The organism is Clostridium cavendishii DSM 21758 (assembly GCF_900141845.1).
GTDB lineage: Bacteria > Bacillota > Clostridia > Clostridiales > Clostridiaceae > Clostridium_AG > Clostridium_AG cavendishii.
This window is the reverse complement of sequence record NZ_FQZB01000006.1, coordinates 95036-116864: the sequence shown is the minus strand read 5'-3', so window position 1 is coordinate 116864 and position 21829 is coordinate 95036. Positions and strand designations below refer to the sequence as shown.

Annotated in this window: 21 protein-coding genes and 1 pseudogene; 19 read left to right on the top strand and 3 right to left on the bottom strand. The window is 28.1% G+C overall.

Annotated features, from left to right (window positions below; genetic code table 11):
* The first annotated feature begins 348 nt into the window (after positions 1-348).
* The 11 genes and pseudogenes from BUB01_RS06355 to BUB01_RS06305 all read left to right on the top strand — a co-directional run bounded on the left by BUB01_RS06355 (position 349) and on the right by BUB01_RS06305 (position 12079).
* Positions 349-3267: a cellulose binding domain-containing protein gene (locus BUB01_RS06355; protein ID WP_072985865.1), complete on the top strand. Its 2919-nt coding sequence runs from the start codon at positions 349-351 to the stop codon at positions 3265-3267.
* 187 nt (positions 3268-3454) lie between these two features.
* Positions 3455-3925, top strand: a pseudogene (locus BUB01_RS06350) (alpha/beta hydrolase); the annotation flags it as partial.
* Between the two features lie 210 nt (positions 3926-4135).
* Entirely contained in the window at positions 4136-4954 is an 819-nt protein-coding gene (locus tag BUB01_RS06345; protein ID WP_072985864.1) for a purine-nucleoside phosphorylase, read from the top strand.
* Between the two features lie 77 nt (positions 4955-5031).
* Complete coding sequence (pnuC, locus tag BUB01_RS06340) at positions 5032-5709, top strand: nicotinamide riboside transporter PnuC (protein WP_072985863.1); 678 nt, start codon at positions 5032-5034, stop codon at positions 5707-5709.
* Between the two features lie 25 nt (positions 5710-5734).
* The gene (locus tag BUB01_RS06335) at positions 5735-6376 is read left to right on the top strand and encodes a Crp/Fnr family transcriptional regulator (protein WP_072985862.1); all 642 of its coding nucleotides are present in this window, start codon (positions 5735-5737) and stop codon (positions 6374-6376) included.
* A gap of 222 nt (positions 6377-6598) precedes the next feature.
* Complete coding sequence (locus BUB01_RS06330) at positions 6599-7039, top strand: SufBD protein (protein ID WP_072985861.1); 441 nt, start codon at positions 6599-6601, stop codon at positions 7037-7039.
* Between the two features lie 331 nt (positions 7040-7370).
* The gene (locus BUB01_RS06325) at positions 7371-7826 is read left to right on the top strand and encodes a LytTR family DNA-binding domain-containing protein (protein ID WP_072985860.1); all 456 of its coding nucleotides are present in this window, start codon (positions 7371-7373) and stop codon (positions 7824-7826) included.
* A 1-nt stretch (position 7827) separates the two neighbouring features.
* Positions 7828-8523, top strand: coding sequence for a LiaF transmembrane domain-containing protein (locus BUB01_RS06320; protein WP_072985859.1), 696 nt, complete (start codon positions 7828-7830; stop codon positions 8521-8523).
* A 312-nt stretch (positions 8524-8835) separates the two neighbouring features.
* Complete coding sequence (locus BUB01_RS06315; protein WP_072985858.1) at positions 8836-9525, top strand: HAD family hydrolase; 690 nt, start codon at positions 8836-8838, stop codon at positions 9523-9525.
* A 233-nt stretch (positions 9526-9758) separates the two neighbouring features.
* Positions 9759-11108, top strand: coding sequence for a [Fe-Fe] hydrogenase large subunit C-terminal domain-containing protein (locus BUB01_RS06310; protein ID WP_072985857.1), 1350 nt, complete (start codon positions 9759-9761; stop codon positions 11106-11108).
* A 197-nt stretch (positions 11109-11305) separates the two neighbouring features.
* The gene (locus BUB01_RS06305; protein ID WP_084108444.1) at positions 11306-12079 is read left to right on the top strand and encodes a serine protease family protein; all 774 of its coding nucleotides are present in this window, start codon (positions 11306-11308) and stop codon (positions 12077-12079) included.
* Between the two features lie 79 nt (positions 12080-12158).
* On the opposite strand, the gene BUB01_RS06300 is transcribed toward BUB01_RS06305, so the two are convergent.
* Positions 12159-12479 carry a hypothetical protein gene (locus BUB01_RS06300; protein ID WP_072985856.1) on the bottom strand — a complete coding sequence of 107 codons (321 nt, stop codon included), beginning with the start codon at positions 12477-12479 and terminating at the stop codon, positions 12159-12161.
* A 524-nt stretch (positions 12480-13003) separates the two neighbouring features.
* Here BUB01_RS06300 and BUB01_RS06295 point away from each other — a divergent pair.
* The 4 genes from BUB01_RS06295 to BUB01_RS06280 all read left to right on the top strand — a co-directional run bounded on the left by BUB01_RS06295 (position 13004) and on the right by BUB01_RS06280 (position 17246).
* Entirely contained in the window at positions 13004-13225 is a 222-nt protein-coding gene (locus tag BUB01_RS06295) for a hypothetical protein (protein ID WP_072985855.1), read from the top strand.
* Between the two features lie 310 nt (positions 13226-13535).
* Complete coding sequence (locus tag BUB01_RS06290; RefSeq protein ID WP_072985854.1) at positions 13536-14177, top strand: hypothetical protein; 642 nt, start codon at positions 13536-13538, stop codon at positions 14175-14177.
* Positions 14178-14218: 41 nt separating this feature from the next.
* Positions 14219-14974, top strand: a complete 756-nt coding sequence (locus BUB01_RS06285; protein ID WP_072985853.1) for an AIM24 family protein — start codon at positions 14219-14221, stop codon at positions 14972-14974.
* A 187-nt stretch (positions 14975-15161) separates the two neighbouring features.
* Positions 15162-17246: a methyl-accepting chemotaxis protein gene (locus BUB01_RS06280; protein WP_084108441.1), complete on the top strand. Its 2085-nt coding sequence runs from the start codon at positions 15162-15164 to the stop codon at positions 17244-17246.
* Positions 17247-17267: 21 nt separating this feature from the next.
* Here BUB01_RS06280 and BUB01_RS06275 read toward each other — a convergent pair whose 3' ends face one another.
* Positions 17268-17819: a helix-turn-helix domain-containing protein gene (locus BUB01_RS06275; RefSeq protein ID WP_072985852.1), complete on the bottom strand. Its 552-nt coding sequence runs from the start codon at positions 17817-17819 to the stop codon at positions 17268-17270.
* A 254-nt stretch (positions 17820-18073) separates the two neighbouring features.
* On the opposite strand from BUB01_RS06275, the gene BUB01_RS06270 reads away from it, so the two are divergent.
* Positions 18074-18661, top strand: a complete 588-nt coding sequence (locus BUB01_RS06270; protein ID WP_072985851.1) for a hydrolase — start codon at positions 18074-18076, stop codon at positions 18659-18661.
* 142 nt (positions 18662-18803) lie between these two features.
* Here the strand turns inward: BUB01_RS06270 and BUB01_RS06265 are convergent, their stop codons facing one another.
* Positions 18804-19799, bottom strand: a complete 996-nt coding sequence (locus BUB01_RS06265; RefSeq protein WP_072985850.1) for an LCP family protein — start codon at positions 19797-19799, stop codon at positions 18804-18806.
* Between the two features lie 318 nt (positions 19800-20117).
* Between BUB01_RS06265 and BUB01_RS06260 the strand changes: the two genes are divergently transcribed.
* From BUB01_RS06260 to BUB01_RS06250, 3 genes are read left to right on the top strand one after another with little or no spacing between them, the layout of a single operon-like run.
* Positions 20118-20591, top strand: a complete 474-nt coding sequence (locus tag BUB01_RS06260) for a nucleotide-binding protein (protein ID WP_072985849.1) — start codon at positions 20118-20120, stop codon at positions 20589-20591.
* Position 20592: 1 nt separating this feature from the next.
* Positions 20593-21537 carry a TIR domain-containing protein gene (locus tag BUB01_RS06255; protein ID WP_072985848.1) on the top strand — a complete coding sequence of 315 codons (945 nt, stop codon included), beginning with the start codon at positions 20593-20595 and terminating at the stop codon, positions 21535-21537.
* On the top strand, positions 21530-21745 hold the full coding sequence (locus BUB01_RS06250; RefSeq protein ID WP_072985847.1) for a hypothetical protein: 216 nt from the start codon (positions 21530-21532) through the stop codon (positions 21743-21745). Before BUB01_RS06255 ends, BUB01_RS06250 begins: the two co-directional genes overlap by 8 nt.
* The last annotated feature ends 84 nt before the right edge of the window (positions 21746-21829 follow it).

Sequence of the window (21829 nt, the reverse complement as noted above, 5' to 3'; positions counted from 1 at the left end):
ATATAAGGTATTCAATATAGGATGGTAAAATCCTTCTTATTTTACATAAATAGGTATGATTTTTAAAATATTCAAAATATATCTACAAAGCAGTAGGAAAATGGAAGAGAATAACGGAAATTATTAAAAATAGATGGAGTTTTTTGATATATATTTAAAGATAGTGAATATGAAATAAGTATTTTGCTTAAATAGCTTTATGGTCAAATATCTAAAAATATGTAATATTCTGATTAAATTTTTATTTATGTAAAAAAAGTAATAATTTGTTGGTAAATGAAATATTAACAAACATTATAAAAAATGTTAATATATTGGTGAGAAATAAATTAGAAGGAGGGTAAAACCATGCGTCAAAAGATAAGAAAAAGAAAATTTTTATCATTACTTATTATTTTCACATTAGTACTTTCTATTTTACCGACTACAATCGCTAAGGCAGCTAGTAGTGGGGCACCAGGTAAACCTGTATTGACAAGTAATCAATATGGAACTGACTATGATGGTAATTATACTATTACGATGAATATGTATTATGGAAATAATGCAACGAGTTACAAGGTATATGAAAGATTTGGAGCAACTGGTGAATTCAAACTTATAGGTGAAGGAAAACTAACAGATAATACACCTAGTGTTCAAACAGCAGTCTTTGAAGTTACTGGTAGAACAAGTGTTGGTATGTATAACTATCGTGTTGATTTCATAAATAGTTATGGTACTACTTCAAGTGATATTCTTCAAGTTAGAGTAGGTAAAGAAGGAAACCAAAAGATAATCATAAATGGTATAGATGATCAAGGCATACAATGCCAAATGACTATTGGACAAAATGTAAACAATTTCAAAATGATAAATACTGCAAATGCTAATCCAAAGTTTAGTGTTATATCTAGTAACACTTCTACAGTTAAAGCATCTATAACTAATGGAGATACCTTAATTGTTCAAGGAATTGCTGCTGGTCGTAGTGGAATCAAAGTTATAGATGAAGTTACAGGTGATATAAGACAAATCGGTGTTAGAGTCAAAAATGCAGATGGTTCTTTACCAGGAATGCCTAATTATCTTTCAATTGGACAAGTTTCTGAGGATACTGATAATGACTTGAACTTTTGGAAACAAACTAGTAATGATGACACAAATAAACGTTGTGATGTTAGATACATCTATGTTAATGGTGGCCCTTTTGGAGGATGGAGGTCATGGACGTCAGAGGATGGAGATAGAGTTAAAAACTATATTAGGGAAACTCTAAAAGTTGGAATGATCCCATTTTTCGTATATTATAATGTTCCTGATATGGGAGAAAGTTATGATTTAGATGCTAAACATATAAGTGATAAAGCTTATATGGAAGGCTATTATAAAGATTTAAAATACTTTTTAGATATTTGTAATGAATATGCTAAGGATGAAACTGTAGGAATGGTTTTTGAACCTGATTTCTTAGGTTATATGATGAAATTTGCTAATAAGGCCCCTAATGAAATAAATGCAGTGGTTGATGCTGCATATACATCAGGAGTGTTACAAAAGGATAAAGATCCTAAATTTGAAAATAGCGTGAAAGGTTTTGTAGAATCTATTAACTATATAGTTAGAAAGAATTATAAACAATCATATTTTGGATGGCAATTTAATATTTGGTCTTATGATAGTACTGAGATAACTACTCAAGGATTATTACACAAGACTGAATTTATTGGATGGGATGCAGGTCGTAATTTTATAAAGCAAGTTGCTAAGCAAACTGCTGATTTCTATAAGTCTGCAGGTATCCTATCTCAAAATGCCGATTTTATATCAATAGATAAATATGGACAAGATGGTGCTTATCAACCTGGTGCTGCACAAGATCCTAAATCCTCAGCTTGGTTCTGGAATGCAGATATTTGGAACAACTATTTACTTTATACCAAAGTTCTTCATGAAGAAACACAGAAACCTGTTATCCTATGGCAAATTCCAGTGGGACATATAAATCATTCCTATGAACCTAACCCATATAATGGTGGAAGTTTTAATGATTTATCAAATAAAGAAGGATACTATGAAGATTCTGCTCCAGATTTCTTTTTTGGAGATACCTTTAGTCCAGGGGCTGGTAATAGATTAAATTATTTTGGCACTAATGCTGCAAATGATCCTAAAGTAAAAACATCTGGTGATAAAGTTACTTGGGGAGGTCATATGGAAGAAACAAGAGATGCGGGAGTAATCTCAATATTGTTTGGTGCAGGGGTTAATTCAAGCACAGATGCTGTTGGGTCCCCTCCACAGGATGACTATTGGTGGATAACTAAAGCCCAAAGATATTTGAAGAATCCACTTCCACTTAATGGTGTTAATCCAGGTCAACCATCTGATGATTATCCATTAAAGGGAAGTATTTCAAGTAGCGCTATACAAAGTAATGGTAATTACACCATAACTATCAATATACCTGCAAATTCAAAGGCAACTAGTTATTCATTATTAGAAAATGGGACAAGTGTTAAAAGTGGAATTGTTGATCCAAGTGCAAATACTATAAAATATGAAGTTGTAAATAAACCAACAGGAAGTTATATGTATGCTCTTGATTTAGCTAATGGTAGTAAAGTTACCTCAAGTAATAATTTAACAGTTATTGTTAACAATAATGTTGTACCACCTATTGATGAACCACTTAAAGGAAAAGTTTCAGTTGATAAAGTAAATAATGATGGTAATTATACTGTAACTCTTTCTATTCCAGCTAAATCTAATGCTACTTCATATAATTTATTAGAGAATGGTAGCATAATTAAAACTGGTACTGTTTCAGGACTAGCACAAGATGTTACTGTGAATATTAAGGGTAAATCAGCTGGTGAATATACTTATAGATTAGATTTAATAAATAAGGATAAGACTACTAGTAGTGATGAAGTCAAGGTTGTATGTAAGCCTACATCATTACCTGATTCGAAAGTGAATGTAGAATTTGCAGTAACTTCTGATTGGGGTTCTGGTGCTAATTTTACAATAACAGTAACTAATAATACTAATTCGGATTTACAAGATTGGAAACTTAAATTTGATTTTGCTAAAAGGATAACATCTGTTCCTGATGCTAACTTTACTGCTTCTGGAAATAGTTATATATTAACTCCTAAAGTATGGAATAGTACTTTAAGAAAGGGAGAAAAAATAACTTTTTCTGGTGGATGTGAAGGTAACGTAAAGGATATAAATATTTATAATGTTAAATTTGAATCACCATCACTTATTAGTGGAAATTAATGAGGATGAAATAATTTATATATATATATGATATAGTTATATAGGTATTTTAAAAATAGTAAAAGTTACTTAAGTATTAATTAGATAGTATCACAAATTATTAAAATTAAGCCTTGTGCGAAAGTACAGGGCTTTTTTGGTAAACAAATATTATTTTTTACAAGGTTAATTAATTGTTTGGTTTAATGAAACTTATGCTTGTAAAGTTCAAAATTGTGTTAAGGACCTCAATATTATAATGAGTTATGCTAAATCTTTATCAAATAATATAAGTGTATTTGCATGTAGTATGGGGGCATATTTTACTTTATTAGCATATAGCAATGAAGTATTGAGACAATGTTTATTTCTTTCACCAGTAGTAGATATGAAGCGTATTATAAACAATATGATGACTTGGTTTAACATAAGTGAAGATAGGCTAAAAGTAGAGAAAGAAATTCCAACACCAACTGGACACGCACTTTATTGGGATTACTATTGTTATGTGAAAGAACATCCGATTACTACTTGGAATGAGAAAACATCAATTATTTATGGTTCAGAAGATAATTTATGTGAATTTGATGTTGTATCTAAATTTGCGAAATCCTTTGATTGTAGCTTACAAGTAATGGAAAATGGAGAGCATTATTTTCATACAGAAGAACAATTATAATTTTTTAGACAATGGGTGAAAAAAATATATATGATAAGTAATATAGTATAAGTTAAAAGTAGTGATGTAAAATCAATAAAAGTAGGGCTTACTGTAAAAAGGTAAGTCCTATTTTTAATGGATATAACTCTTGGACAAATGTCCTTGAAAACATTTACTATATATTTGATAATGAACATGTAATATAAACACATGTTGAGGAGAATTGGTATGAATTTAGTAAAAGAAATAGACGAAGCATATAAATATATAAAATCTAAGAGTAAGTATAATCCTAAAATAGGTATAGTTTTAGGAAGTGGGTTAGGTGACTTAGCAAATGAAATAAAGGAAGCTGAGTATTATAAATATATGGATATACCTAACTTTACAGTGCCTACAATAGATGGTCATGAAGGAACTTTAATTATTGGTAAGTTATATGGCAAAGAAGTTGTGGCTATGAAGGGAAGATGCCATTACTATGAAGGGCATTCAATGCAAAGGTTAACATTGCCTATTAGAGTTATGAAGCTTTTAGGAGTGGAAACACTTATTGTAACTAATTGCGCTGGCCAAGCTAAGGAATCAATTGAAGCTGGGGATTTAGTTGTAATCAAGAATCATCTGAATTTTACAGGAGAGAATCCATTAAGAGGAGAGAACTTAGCAGAGTTTGGAGACAGATTTCCAGACCTTGCGTATCCTTATGATAAGGAACTAAGAGAAAAAGCTAAAAACATTGCTAAAAAGTTAAATATAAATCTTAAAGAGGGAATATATGCAATGTTCCCAGGACCAAGCTATGAAACAGCTTCTGAAACTTTAATGGCAGCAGCTTTAGGTGCTGATGTTGTTGGAATGTCAACTGTTCCAGAGGTAATAGTAGCTAATCATTCTGGTATTAAGGTTTTAGGATTTTCAGGGGTACCATGTTTAGCAGCTGCATATTCAGATGCAGAAATAAGTCATCAGGAAGTTTTAGAAAACTTTAAAGGGATAGCTGAAAAATGTACAGCTATAGTAAGTGAGTTTTTAAAAGAATTTTAATTAAGTACTATGTTTTAATTAATTATGTTTACATTTAAGTTAAAAAATTAAATAATAAACTAGGGAGGATTTTAATTATGAACTTTGCAAGAAAATGTACTGAATACACTAGTAGTTCAATATTTGCAATAATAGCATGTGCAATTTGTTTAATTGTTGGATATATGATAGGATCAAGTCCTGTTGAAATCTTTGCATCAGTAATGGGGATAATAAACGTATGGTTATTATCAAAGGAAAAGGTATCAAACTTTATTTTTGGGATTATTACAGTACTGGCATATTTATATATATATTATAAAACAGGCTTGTATGCATTAGCCATTTTAGCATGTTGCCAAGTTGGATTTAACATATATGGTTGGTATTACTGGGTTAAAAATTCAGATAACGCAGATAATGTTGTAACATCAGGTTTAACTAAAAAAGGACAAATAATATGGAGTGCAGTTATCTTAGTGGCATGGGTTGCTTGGGGATATGTAGAAATTAATATACTTCATGCTCAAAACGCTGTGTTAGATAGCTTAACAGCTGTATTTGGATTAGCAGCTCAATATTGGTTAAGTAAAAAATTATATGAAAACTGGATTTTGTGGATATTAAGCGACGTGTTGTTTATAATTATATATATACTAAATGGATATTACGTAATGTTAATTCTAGTAGCAATACAATTAATATTATCAATTGCAGGATTATTAGAATGGCATTCAAGCTATAAAGAACAAGGAGAAAATAAAATAACAATATAGAATATTTTTATGGGTGATGTATTATATGAAAAGCTATGAATTAATAAATTTTATAAATAACTGTCCAAATGAAATTAAAAAAGAGCTAAAGAATATAAAAGTTAATTTTGGAGAAAAATTATTAATTCAAAATGAAGAGTGTAATTATGTTTATATATTATTAGAAGGAAAGATTAAAACATATCACACGGATTTTACAGGAACTACATATTTAGAGGATATTGATTCTGAACCCACTATCTTTGGTGAGTTAGAAGCCTTAATTGACAAAAAAGTAGTTACAACAGTAGAGACAATGTCATGTTGTGAAGTTTTAGTGATTAGCAAAGAAGGGTTTATCAAATGGATGGAGCTAGATAGTAAGTTTTCATTATTTATTAGTAAGCTGATTGCAGAAAGAAGCTATGATTGTTGTAAAAGGGAAAGCATAAATGCATTTTATCCTTTAAAATATAGAGTTATGTACACCATATTAAACACGATTTATAAAAATAATTTAGGCATTACTAAAGATTTATTAGTGGAAGGTGTAGGCTCTAATATTAGAAGTATAAATAGAATAATAAATCAATTAGTCCAAGAAGAAATTTTAGAGTATAAATCAGGGATAATAACAATAAGGTCAATAGAGAAATTAGAAAATGAGGTAGAATACTATAAAACTTAAATAATCTATAAAGAATAAATATTTTTACACATTAAATTAATAAGAAATTAATTAAAGGATATGCTTAATCTTTTCATGATTAGGCATGTTTTTTTGCATATAAGATAGATATGTTTTTTGTTGTGAAAATATAGTAAAGCTGAGTTATAATAATAAGAAAAGAAGTATTTTAAATTTTTAGATAACTAGTAATTTATTTGTTGTAAAATGTGAGGTGATAATATGAATAATATTGAGGAATTAATTGAAATGTTATATTCAAAAGATAATAATATGGCATATAAATGCTTGAAGACCTTAGAAGAAAAGAGTAAATACTCAAGTGATGTTTATAAGTTTTTTGATAAGTTTGTTGAGATGATGGAGGCTACTAATTCTTATGTTAGAACAAGAGGAATTATTTTAATATCTGCTAATGCAAAATGGGATGTAGATAATAAGATTGATGAAATTATTGATAACTATTTGAAACATATTTTAGATGAAAAACCCATTACCGCAAGACAATGTATTAAGTCATTGCCAGGTATTGCGGAATATAAACAGGATTTAGTACCTTGTATTAGAGAAGCTTTATCAAAAGCGGATGTGGAGATATACAAAGAAAGTATGCAAGGATTGGTGTATAAAGATATTAGAGCTGCTTTACAGAAAATAGAATGAAAATTTTTGATGAATATAAGTAGTTTCAGGTAATGAATCTATTAAAGCATTATTTTTGCATATCAATGCTAGAAAATAAAAGTAATTAAATATTTTTGAAAATTGAAACAAACAATAAAAAAATATAATAAGGTATATTAAAACAGAAAAAGTGCTAATCTTGTGAGGATTAAGCACTTTTTATTTTTATGTCATATAACTAATTTAATAAGATAAGGTGTAACATATGTATAAAAATATACCACTTACAAGCCATAACTAACCACTTACTGTTCTTGTATTTACAATAAAAAAGACAATTAATATAATAAAAAATGTGGGGAGTGAAAATATGAGGATACGAATTGAAGTAGATAATAATATTAAAGAAAATGAAGTTATCATTAGGTGTAGTAATCTAAATGAAGAAGTTAAAAATATTCAAGCTATGCTTAATGATATGTTATCCTACAAGGAGCGTATAACTTTTTTTAGAGATGATACTGAGTATTATCTTTCTTTAGAAGAAATCTTATTTTTTGAAACTGAAGAAAGTGGTATTTGTGCACATACCGTTGATAATATATATAATGTCAAGTATAAACTCTATGAACTTGAAGAATCATTACCAGGATATTTTATGAGAGTTTCAAAATCAACGATTTTAAATACAAATCATATTTACTCTATAACACGTAGTTTATCATCATCAAGTAGAGTTGAATTTCAAAATACTCACAAACAGGTATATGTTTCAAGATATTATTATAAACCATTAAAAATTAAATTATTAGAAAAGAGGAAATGATATGAAAAAAGAAAGAATTTTTTGGGGATTTTTGCTTGTATTAGGAGGCATATTTTTGATTATAAGTAAACTTGGATACTTTCCTAGTGTTAATGTATTTAGTTTATTATTAACAATTTTTTTAGTAGTAGTTATTGTGAAGAGTTTAACTCGTCTTAATTTTGTAGGTATTTTATTTCCTATTGCATTTATTTGTATAATATATAATAAAGAATTAGGAATCACACAGATTACACCTTGGACTGTTTTAATTGCAGCGTTACTTGGTAGTATTGGTTTTTCTATGATTTTCCATAAACGTATTAAATGGATTAGTAAAAACTATAATGATGATTATAAGTTTGAAGAAATTAATATTGAAGATGAAAGTCATGTTAGATTTAAAAGTTCATTTGGAGCTAGTATTAAATATATAAATACAGATAAATTTGAACAAGCGCATTTCGACTGTTCTTTTGGAGCTATGAAAGTATATTTTGATAATGCAATTATGAGTGGTAATAATGCTACAGTTATGATTGATGCTTCTTTTTCGGGAATAGAATTATATGTACCTAAAACTTGGAATATTGATGATAAAACTAATGTGTTTTTAGGAGCTGTTAGTGAGAAAAATAGAAGTGGCCAAATAACAACAAATACTTTAACATTAGTTGGTAATGTTAGTTTTTCAGGAGTAGAAATAATTTATATCTAAATTTAATAAGAAAATTTATTATGATAAAGAAAAGGTGTTAAATATCAATGGATATAACACCTTTTTTATGTATTATTTTTACAATGTGAGTTGAAATTATATATTACAATGAATTGTGATTATTTGTGGTTTTATACAAATAATGGTATATTTAGGGTGAAGATGTCGTTATAAAATAAGGCATATTAATTGATATGCGGTTTGAGAAAATATATTAATATAAATTTTAATGTTATAGATATTGAGACATAGGCAAGAGCACAAACATATAATTAATTAATATAACTATTAATAAAAAGGTGGTGATTTAATTTGAAGAATAATATAAATGTTATATTTTTTGATTTATTTTTTACACTCGTAACACCAAGATATAATGATTTAAGAAATGAAAATGATGTTCTAAAAATAACAAAGGAAGAGTGGGAAATCTACGCAGAAGATAAAGATTTATATGAAAAAAGAGCAACAGGAAAAGAAAAAGTGAATATGAAAATAATTGAAGATATTATTAAAAAAATGAAAATAGAAATTAGTGATATTGATAAAAATGAAATTTTAACTTTACGAGAAGAAAGATTTAAACAATGTCTATTAGAAATATCACCTGTAGTTATTGAGGCATTATCAAAACTAAAGAGAAACGGAAAAAGATTATGTTTGATAAGCAATGCAGATGTTATTGATGTAAGGTATTGGGACAAGTCTCCACTATATAATTTATTTGATGATGCAATATTTTCATGTGAAGTAGGTTATCTAAAACCTCAAATTGAAATTTATAATATCGCACTTAATAGAATGAGGGTTAAGTCAGAGGAATGTATTTTTATTGGTGATGGTGGCTCTGACGAATTAAAGAGCGCAAAGGAATTAGGAATGAAAACTATATTAACAAGTTATCTATTAAAAAGAGATGAGGAGCAGCTTAATATATTAAAGGAATATGCTGATTACCATATAGAAGATTTTAAAGAGATTGAAACTTTGTTATTAAGTTAAAATTATATTTTAATATATATGCTGGGTTGCTTATGGTCGTCTTCAGGGTTTTTATGAAGAAAAGTTGTACCCATGGATTGATATTAACATCTGTTATATGATTAAACTATGATTTTGGTTATGTTTTTTGCTATTTTATCATAAACTAAGTTGTGGCTGAAGGTATCTTATATTATTTTAAAATTTGTACATACTAAATACAAATTTAAAAATTTAAGATGGAGGATATTTTAATGCATGAAAAATATTATGATTTATTTGATACTTTAGTAAAAGCTTATTATAATGGCAATTTCGAGGATGCTTTAGAAAAAATAATGGTTTGCCATGAAAAGTCTCCTCAAGAAACTTTCGCAATAATATGTTCTATTTGCGGTGTGAAGTTAGAGTTTGATAATGATTATGTTTATAATTTAAAGAAAGCTATAACTCATTATTCAGTCAATAAAAGACTTATAGAGAAACTAGATGGTTGTGTTACTGATTGTCCTCCAGATAAGGATAAGAAGTTTAATTGCCAGGCGGCATGTCCATTCAATGCCATTATATATGATGAAAAAAGTAAATCAACTCAGATTGATACTGACAATTGTCTTAACTGTGGACTATGCGTAAGTGCTTGTAAGGGTGGAAGAATATTAGATAAGATAGAATTTTTACCTGTTGCAGATTTAATAAAAAATAATAAGACGGTTATAGCTGCCGTAGCTCCAGCTATTATGGGACAATTTGGTGATGATGTAACTATGGATCAGTTAAGAGCTGCATTTATAGAGATAGGTTTTACAGATATGATTGAGGTGGCATTTGCTGCTGATATGTTAACTATAAAAGAAGCAGTGGAATTTGATAAACATGTAAACAGCCCAAGTGATTTTATGATAACATCATGTTGTTGTCCTATGTGGGTAGGTATGCTAAAAAAAGTTTATAAGGATTTAGTACCTAATCTATCTCCTTCTGTATCTCCAATGATAGCAGCAGGTAGAGTAATAAAATCTTTAAATGAAGATGCTAAAGTAGTCTTTATAGGTCCTTGTATTGCTAAAAAGGCTGAAGCAAAAGATAAAGATATTGTAGGAGCCATAGACTTTGTATTAACATTCCAAGAGGTGGAAAATATATTTAAAGCTCTAGATATTAAACCTGAATTTTTAGAAGGAATTCCATCAAAAGATTATACTGCAAGAGGAGGTCGTTTATATGCTCGTACAGGTGGTGTTTCTGAAGCTGTATCAGATATGGTAGAAGAACTTTATCCTAATAAGCATAAATATTTCTCATCTGTAAAGGCCGATGGAATAAAAGACTGTAAAGAATTGCTTGAAAAAGCCTTAAAGGGAGAAGTTAAAGCTAGCTTTGTTGAAGGTATGGGATGTGAAGGCGGTTGTGTAGGTGGACCAAAGGCTCTTATTCCAGCTGACAAAGGTAAGGATGCAGTAAATGAGTATGCCTATGGTTCTCCAATAAAAATAGCAACTCATAGTGATACTTTAGATGTAGTATTTAATAAATTAGGAATTACTTCTTTAAAGGATTTTGAAGATAAAGATAAAATACAGATATTTGAAAGGGAGTTCTAGAAGTAAAGCTTACTATAATTAGTTTTTATAATTATAGTAAGTTTTTATGAAATTATTTAGAAAATTATTAATTATTTTTAAAAAGGTTTTATAATAAAATTTATTTATAAAACTTTTTTAATTAGAAAATAGGGTATTATATAATTAATATTAGTAATATTTTAAATGATAAAAAGATTAGTTAGGGGATTTTTAAAATGAGATTAATGAAAAAATGTATAGTTGTTATCTCTAGTTTAGTAATTTTAGTTTCACTTGTTGCTTGTAAAAGTAGTAAAGCAGCTATTAGCAAAGATGTAAAAGATAATACAAATGTTCAAGAGCCAGTAATAGCTAATAATTGCGTATTAAGAGCGTGTTTTTACGTTGATGATATAAAATTAAATGCAGGTACATCTTTTTCTGTTGAAGTTGAAGGACAAGAAAATCCAATTGTTTTGACGGCTTTACACCTTTTTGGTCCCAATGGAGGATTAGAAAAGGATATTGTATCTTCAGAATTACCTAATCATGTGAAAGGTGCTGTGTTTAGTGATGCTTTTACTAGTAAAGCATGTGGAAGTGCGACAAAAACAATTTTAATACCTGAGGCTAAACCTTCTCCTAATGTAAGTAAGGATATCGCAGCCTTTGTTTCAGATAAAAATTCAGGTTTATCTCCACTTAAGATTAATGATATGTTACCGGAGGTAGGAGAAACAGTATGGTTAGCAGCATCTGTATATGGGGGAGCACCAGAAGATAAGAAGTTACATAAAGCAGTAGTTGTAGAATCAACTGATTCTAAATTGGCATTTGAATATGAAAATGATAAGTTAGAACTTAAAGCTACTAGTGGAGCACCTGTACTAAATAGTGCAGGGAAGGTTGTAGGGCTTAATATAGGGTCTATGAAGAATAAAGGCAAAGTTATTGGTGTTGCAAATCCATGTGTTAGTTTTAATAAACTGCTAAAAGATGCTTTAAAATAAAAATGGAAAAATACAAAACTCCTTATTATGAATTTCATGATAAGGAGTTTTCAATAAATAAAGAATTATATATATAATTTTAATGTTCTATAGATACTTCGCCTTCACCAGTTATGATTACAATTTCACCTTTCTTTATAGGTCCCATTTGAAAAGTATAAGTTGCATTAGAAATATTCATAAAAAGTATCTGTGAGCCATTAGAATCAATTATCGATATACTAACAGGTTTATCTGGAGTTATAAGTTTAACCTTACGATAATGTCCGTCATGATCAGCTGGTAGAGGGTATATACCTTGTTTAAAAGTATTTGATAATGGAACTTGTAGTGCTTGTGCAATATTCCCAAATGAAAATATACATATTAGAAATATTATTAAAAATCTTTTTGTTTTCATAATATTCACCTCTCTGTATTAATATTTTGTTATTGTTAATAAAAATATACATTTCATTAAGAATAATAAAATATTTAAATGTTATTGTAATAAACTTTCAGGGCTTGATAAGAATGTGTGAATAGAAAGTAAAAGGCACTATAAGAATAGGTAAAAATAAGGGGAATAAGACAGCTATAATTATGGGTGAAAATATAGAAAATATAGAAAAATTCAAAAATGAATATGTTTATCCATATTAAGATTTAGGAAGAAAAGACGAGTATTATTAACATAAAGTTTATTGATTAAATAAATATAGGGTGTTATAGTTAATGTAGAAAAATAAAAAATCTTTTCTATATTTATAAAGAATATAACCAGCCTAAAGTTTGATAAATCTGATATTAATAGACCACCTTTGTAAAAGCATAAATACATAATATAAAAATAGAAATACTTTATATTTATTTCAAAAAATATATAAGTCTGAAAGTTTTGAAAAATAATTAGAAAAACATTTAAAAACAAAGGAGGAAGAAATCTTGTTAGAAAAGGATGAATTTTTTAAGGAATTTATGAAGGAAAAAAAGGACATTAGGGAGTTGGTGTATTTAAAAATTAGAGAGGCTGAAAAATGTTTGGATAATATTAAAGATAACGAAGAGTGTAACAAGGCCAAAGAATTATTAGCCCAATGTATTGAACTTACAGATATTACTTTTATGACTAAAGATGAATTAGCGTGTTTAAAGACCTGTAAATAATAAAAGTTATAAATGAATTAAATTAGAAGAAGTAATTTTAAGAATTTAGAAATAAAACTATAAAATATATTAGAATCCATAGATTAAAAAATTTTTAATCTATGGATTTTTTATAAGCTTTTTAAAAGAAAATATTCATATGAAATGGTTTCTTTATTTCATAATAACTTACTTCTATATATTATTTATGAATTTTATAAGATTCTTTTTAGTATGAATGTAGTGTAAAGTTTTGTAAGTGAGTGCCGAATATTAGTAATATGTAATTTATATTACAAAAATGTTATTATTATAAAGTATGGAGGGGTAAATGATAAAAAGATTACAAAAGCTGATAGCATTCAGTTTAATACTTATTATTAGTTTGATATCTTTTATTGGATGTTCTAGTTCAAAGCCAGGAAGTAGATTAAAAGAAATTAAGCCAGTTAAAGTACAGGTTGAAGGCGTAGAGTTTAAAGTAGGGGAATCAAAAGTAAGTGATTTAATTAAAGGAGGATTGTTAGTAGCAACAGATGGTACCTTAAAAAACGGCATAGATGGATTGAAGATTGATAAAATGACATATTATCTTGCATATGTTCATAAAGATGGCTATAGCTTAGGTAATATTAGTTTTGTAAACAATACAAAAGATAGTTTAGAGTATAAAGACTGTATTATTAGTGAATATACTATGAAATTTAAAAATGATACTCCACAAGGAATCCAACATAAATATGATAAGATTTTAGTTGATGGAATTAATTTTAATGGTATGGGAATAGATGCAGTAAAAGAAGTTATGTCTAAAAAAACTAAGGAAGTTTCTGATTTTAAAGAACCTGATGGAAGCATAGCAATTTTAAAATACACAGTTGACAATGTAGAAATTAGTATTTCATTTGATGCTAGGACAAAGCTAGTGAGTCAAGTAGTTGTTCAAGTATATAACACTTACTTTGAATCGTAGATATCATAAAAAATAATAAGAATTTATAGGAGAGAGATAAGATGATAAAATACAAAAATCTTTATGATAATAAGAATATTAAAATTATAGAGCAAAAAGGAAATGTTAAAGTTTTTGAATATATAAAGGATTTAAGTGTAGACACTGGAAATGCAGTAGCAGCATATTTTGCTTCTGAAATGAATGTTAGAAAGAGACAAGTTCTAATTGAGTTAAATGGAAATGCATATACAATCAGTGCAGGAGCGATGCAATGGACTGCAGGAGCAGTTAAGATGGCGGCAGATGTTAAGGGAATTGGAGATTTATTTGGAAAGGCATTATCTTCTAAGGTAACAAAAGAATCAGCAATTAAACCTAAATATGAAGGTCAAGGATTATTAATGTTAGAACCTACTTATAAACATATTCTACTTGAAGAAGTTTCAGATTGGGATGGATTAGTGCTTGATGATGGACTTTTCCTTGCTTGTGAATCAAAAATTCAACAAAAGGTAGTAGCTAGAACAAATCTTTCTTCAGCAGTATTAGGAAAAGAAGGGTTATTTAATTTATGTCTTAAAGGTCAAGGAATAGCTGTATTAGAAAGTCCTGTTCCAAGAGAAGAACTTATAGAATTTGAATTAGAAAATGATGAAATTAGAATTGATGGGAACTTCGCAATAGCTTGGTCTAGCTCACTAGATTTTAGAGTTGAAAAATCTAGTAAAAGCTTAATTGGTTCGGCTGTTTCAGGTGAAGGTTTTGTTAATGTGTATCGTGGAACAGGAAAAATACTTATGGCTCCTATTGCATAAAAAATTTATATAATTTTAAAGAGATTTAATTAGGATTTAAAAATTTATTAATGAGGCATCTTTCAAAAATATTTTCATTATTTTTGAAGATGCCTTAAGTGATATAGAGTTTTAATTTAATTAACTAAAGTGATAAAAAGATACAGGTGTTGTATTAAAATATCGAAGGAAGAGATGGAGGTTTACAATGGTTAAAATATCAAAAAACAGTATAAAAACAAAGCTTATAATAGCATTTTCAATTTTAATTTTAGTAGCAATTGTTTCAGTTAATATTATAGTTTATTTGTTTATATCAAATCAGACACAAAAGGATTTTATATCTACTGCAACTAATAATTTGGATTTAGTAGATGACGAGCTAAATAATTATATAAATACAATCAAAGAAAATGTTAATATGCTCGCAAATTCGGAATTAATTTCAAATGCTGACTCAAGAATAACGTCATATGTAGATAAGAAAGGTCAAAATGGAGAAGTTGAGATGACGCCTCTTCAGAATAATGCTTATGAAGCAGAGATATATAAGACATTTGAAAATATAGCTAAAACTCACGAAGCAATTCAGACTATAGATGTTGGAGTAGCAGAGAATGGAGGATATATTCAATATCCTGCTAAGCCTAGGAAAGATGGATATGATCCAAGAACAAGGGATTGGTATAAGGCTGCAATTGCAAAGCCGGATGAAGTAGTTGTAACTGATGCTTATGTAACTTCAGCTGGTGATATAGCAGTATCTATTATTTCAACAATAAAAGATTCAAATAAAAATGTAAAAGGTGTAGTTGGTATAGATGTTAAGCTTAACAAGTTATCATCTATAATAAAGAATATTAAGATAGGAGAAAATGGCTATGTTGTTATAGCAGATAATGCTGGAAATATAATAGCTCATCCTAAAAATGAAGATCTTATAAATAAGAAAATAGAAAATTTAAAGATTAATGGATTAAAAGATATTAGTAAAGTTCCTGACAAAGCAATTACTCAAAAGATGGATGACGGTAAGGAGTATTTGGTTAATTTATATAAGTCTAAGAATGGTAAATTAAATTGGAACTATGTGTATTTACTTGATACTAGTGAATTTTCAAAAACTGCAAAGCATATAGGACATATTATGATTGGCATATTAATATTAACTGTAGCTATAGTTGTTGGATTATGTATTAATATTGCAAACAAAATTACAAAACCTATAAGATATTTTGAGCTCCACTTAGGGATACTTGGGCAAGGAGATTTCACAAAGGAAATGCCAGATATGTATTTAAGGGATGCATCTGAAATAGGAGGAATTGCAAATTCTATTAAGTTAATGCAAAACTCTATGAAAGATATGCTTACAAATGTTAAAGACAATTCTATTAGTGTTAGCAATGAAACTGACAAGCTGTTTACATCAGCAGGAAGCATAGTAGCTTCTTCTAATGATGTCACAAGCGCTATTGAAGATATAGCAAAGGGAACTACTAATCAAGCTCAAGAGCTTGTAGGAATATCAAATTCATTAAAGAATTTTGGAGATGCAATTGAAGGTATAGTAAAAGATATTTATGATATTGATGAAAATTCTAAGGAAATTAATCACATGGCTAGCGAAAGTGGAGATAAAATGCAGAACTTAAGTTCATCTGTTACAGATATAAGTAATAGATTTAAGGATTTTGCAAATGAAATAGTTTCTTTAGGATCTAATGTAAAACAAATTAATGATATAACTAATTTAATAAACAGTATTGCAGAACAAACTAATTTGCTTGCACTTAATGCAGCAATTGAGGCCGCAAGAGCTGGAGAAAGTGGTAGGGGCTTTGCCGTAGTGGCTGATGAGATTAGACAACTAGCAGAGCAAAGTAAAAATTCTTCAGATGAGATAACTAAGCTTATTGGCGGAATTTCAAAAGAAACAAATAGTATTGTAAATAATACAGAGGTAATGAATGGAGAGTTAAATAATCAAACAAAGATTATACATTCAACTATAGATGTATTTAATAATATTATTGGAGCTGTAGATAATGTACTTCCTAAAATTGAAGGTGTAAGTAAGTCAGCAAAGAAAATCAATGAGGAAAAGAATAACATATTAAATATAGTAGAAAATGTATCAGCTTTATCAGAAGAGGTATGTGCTTCATCAGAGGAAATAGCGGCTTCGTCACAAGAAGCAACAGCTGTAACTAATGAGGTGTCAAACGCGGCTGAAAGTTTAAGAGACATGGCTCATGATATGATGTTCCAGGTTGATGAGTTCAAAGTATAGATAAAATATCCTGCCTAGTTATTAGGCAGGATAAAAATTTGTTATCGTAGCTTTTAAGGTTCCTTTTCCGCTATTAGTATAAGTGTGTTTGGTATAAGCTGGAAAACTAATTGAATCATTAGGACTTAGTTTATAAGTTTCATTATTTATTTGTAATGTCAGTTCTCCTTCTAATATCATAATATATTCCTCTGATTTTTTAGAATGACCTACGGATTTATATGAATAGCCTTCATCCAATTCAATTTGGAAAAGTTCAAAATTACGATAGGGTGTATTAGTATAGTAGCAATACACACGATAGTGCCCTTCTTCAGAAAGTTGAGCTTCAATGTCATTTTTCTTTATAATACAAGTATTATGTTCTTTTTGTTCAAGTAATGAAGTATAAGGAACTTTTAATCCATTAGCTATTTTCCATAAAGTATTTATAGTTGGATTAGTATCACCTTTTTCAATTTGAGATAGCATAACTTTACTGATGTCAGATAATTCGGCAAGTTGACCTAAACTAAGATTTCGTTCAGCACGAAGTGATTTTAGGTTTTCTGCAATAATAGAATTTATGTTCATTAGGGTATAACCTCCTATAATTATATTGACAAATATAAATAACAAAAGTAAAATATAATTAACATATAATATATTTTACATTCGTAAAATATATTATATAACAATTACTTAAACTACACAAGAAAATGAAGAAATTTTATATTAATTTTTAGAAGATTCAATGTACATTGACTTTAAAGGGTAGAAAGGTAAAATATTTTAATACAAATTTATTGTGATATTATATTTTATAAGTATACAAGGAGGAGATTATTATGTTAAAAAGAGAAGAAGCATGGAAGCTACTTACTGAATACAATAAAGAGGAGTTTCATATTCAACATGCTTTAACAGTTGAGGCCACTATGAAATATTTTGCAGAAAAATTGGGGTATGGAGATGAAGCACAATTTTGGTCTATAGTTGGGTTGCTTCATGATTTAGATTTTGAAATATATCCAGAACAACATTGTAGTAAAACTCAAGAGATTATGAGAGAACATGGTTTGGATGAAAGATTAATAAGGGCAGCAGCTAGTCATGGATACGGACTTTGTTTAGAAGAACAACCTAAACCAGAGCATCAAATGGAAAAAGTATTATTTGCAGTAGATGAACTTACAGGATTGATTGGTGCAGCTGCAAGGATGCGTCCATCTAAGAGTGTTATGGATATGGAACTTTCAAGTCTTAAGAAAAAATTTAAGGATAAAAAGTTTGCGGCTGGATGTTCACGTGACGTAATTAAGCAAGGTGCAGAGATGCTTGGCATTGAATTAGATAAGTTACTTGAAGAAACAATTTTAGCGATGCGTTCTTGTGAGGAACATATTAATAATCAAATGAAAGCTTATAATAATTAGTAAATACAGTGATCTAAAATATTTAATAAGCCATAGACTATTTTTAGTTTATGGTTTATTAATAAAAAAACTCATTCCTATAATTTGAATGAGTTTTTTTATTTAGAAAAATTAAGATTTAAATACTTGATTAGCTTTGTTTTTATCTATCATAAAAAATATAATTTTGCACTTCTTTTTTAAAAGCTTCTTTATTTACGACGATATGATATTCATCTGTTTTAATATGTTGAGATTCTTCTAATTTAGGGAGATATGTACCTTGTAAAGTATTGACTCTATTTATAACAGCCCAAGCTGTCAAATCACTTATCTCAGCTATGTTTAAAGTTGTTGTTACTTCAGGTAATACATCAACTAAAAATTTTACAATTTCAACATAGTCAATATGAGAGAACTTTGTTGTTATTGCCTGTAATACTTTTCTTTGTCTATTAGTTCTGCCATAATCACTTCCAACAAATCTATTTCTACTATAAGCTAATGCTTGAACTCCATTTAAAGTTTGAAGTCCAGCACCAGATAGTTCAGACGAGGATGATTTATTAAATTTATTAATACTTCTTATATAAGTATTTGTAACCTGTACTTCATTAGATTGTATATCTATATCTATACCACCTAATTTATCTATAATCTTTATAAAGGTTTTAAAATCAACCTTTACATAATCTTTTATATCTAAACCAAAATTGTAATTGAAAGTTTTAACTAGTAATTCAGCACCACCATAAGCATAAGCATGATTAAGATTATGCTCACCAAAGTCAGGAATAGTAACTAACATATCTCTCATAAAAGAGGTTGCTTTAATTTTTTTATTATCCCTATCAATAGTAATTAGTATCATAGAATCAGATCTACCATGCGTGTCTACTGTACCTTCATCAGAGCCAATGAATAAAATATTTTTTTTTCCTTTTTCTTTTCCCAGTTGAGCAGAAGCATCAGTGATTTCAAGAGCTTCATTATCATCATCAATAGGAACTGTAGTTAGATTAGAATATAGATTATATGTAGATTTATTTGGTACAAAAGATATAATAAATGATAATAATAAAAGCCCTATAAGCATATTAAATAATTGTGGTTTTGGTTTAATAGAGTATTTATATGTAGTTTTATTATTTTTTTTCATTCAAAAGCCTCCTACTAAAATAAATTTTTTAAGTATTAGATAGAAATATTCTAGATATTGATTATAAGAAATTAATAAACAATTTCTTATATATGATTATTCTTTTCAATTTTTTAAATTTTATGTTACGAATAAGGAATATATCAACATGAATAGTATAGGATTAAATGAATTTTAAAGATTAGATATTAATATAACTCACTATCAAGAGCATAAAAAATCATATAAAGAGTATATTAAAATTAAGAGAAGAAATGGAAAAAAATACCTTTGTGTGATATTATATAAATATTATATAGTGATTATGGAGGGGATATTATGACTATTAATAATAAACCTAGGGTTTTTATTGGGTCGGCAGTTGAATCAATTAATATTGCAAAGACTATTCAGAAAAGCTTGCAATATTCATGTTATTGTGAGACATGGGCGCAAGGTATATTTAAGCCATCAAATACAGCATTAGAAAGTTTAATAGAGGCATTAGATATTTTTGATTTTGCCATTTTTGTATTTTCTCCAGATGATATATCAAAAATAAGAGATAAAGCATATACTATTGTAAGAGATAATGTTTTATTTGAGACGGGTTTATTTATAGGAAGAATTGGCAGAAGGAGAGTTTTTTATTTAGCACCTGATAGAGTAGAATTGCATTTACCTACAGATTTGTTTGGGTTTAATCCAGAAAGGTATGATTCAACTCATCCTAATGTTGAAGCTGCATTAGAGATAGCGTGCTCATCTATAGAAGAGCAGATTCTTATTTTAGGCAAGATAGATAGGAAATAGTATGAAAACAACAGTATTTATTATTTATTCTAATAATGGAGATGATTATGCAAGAGCTCTACAGGAAGAAATTAAAGATATATCTTATTCTGTATTAGAAAAACACTTATTGTCAATGCCAATGCAAAATAAATTAGATAAATTGGTTAATCAATTAAATGAGTCAGATTTTGGTATAGTGATTGTAACAGAAAATTATTTAGAGGATAAAAATATAATGTTTTTAATTGGATTATTAATAGGAAATTTAGGCATAGGAAGATTTTCATTGTTAATGCCTAATAACATTACTGATTGTGCTCTATGCGATTATTTAAAAGGATTTGAACTTAATTATTATGATATTAACCATCCAAATAAAAAAGCAGCTATTTCTCAAGCTATAGATAATATAAAAAATACATTGATGAATATAGAAAAAAGGAAAAAAATTAAGGACTATACAGTATTAGAGAATAAAAAAGAGCTTTTAAGAATAGCATTAGATAGTTATGGAGAAACTAAAGAAAGGTATAATCCTTTTCTTGCTAAATTAGTGGAGGTTTTTAATTCTGGATATAAATTAATTAAGTCTGAAACATTAGGAGCTACTATATTTGAAGCTCAAGGAGATAGAATTAATCAGATAGCTACTGCAGGAATTATCAAAAATAATCACAGTTTTTCTATTGATGAAGATGATAAATATGTAGTACAATGTCATAAACATGGTAATAAAGTTATGTTATCTGAAAAGGTTGGTAGATTCTTAGATGATGAAAATGTTTATGAATATATTTTTTATAAATCTATTCATAAGAAATATATACTGACAATACATATAAAATGTGATTGTAAGATAAGAGATAGTATTTATAAAAACTATTTAGAGGCACTAATTATAAATAATGCAGGTTATATTTCTGTTTTGCAGTTGTTTTTGAAAGGAGGTAATGCTGTTGTATAACGAAAGAGAGCGGGGAAGAGGCTTTAAAAAGTATATAAATTATGGTAGAAATTGCGTTAGGCTAAATAGCTTCCCTAGAGTATGTAATTGCGATGATAGCTATAATAAGAAAGAAAAGACAGATGGTGAACCTTCAATTCTGGATATTTTTAGTAATGTTAGGATTGTAGCAACGATAAAAGATGATGAAGAATTATATTTAATATAAAAAGGTATAACAATTTTTCCTGTTATACCTTTTCTTTTTGCTAAATTTATATTATTAATTATGAATCATAGAATTAGTTAATTT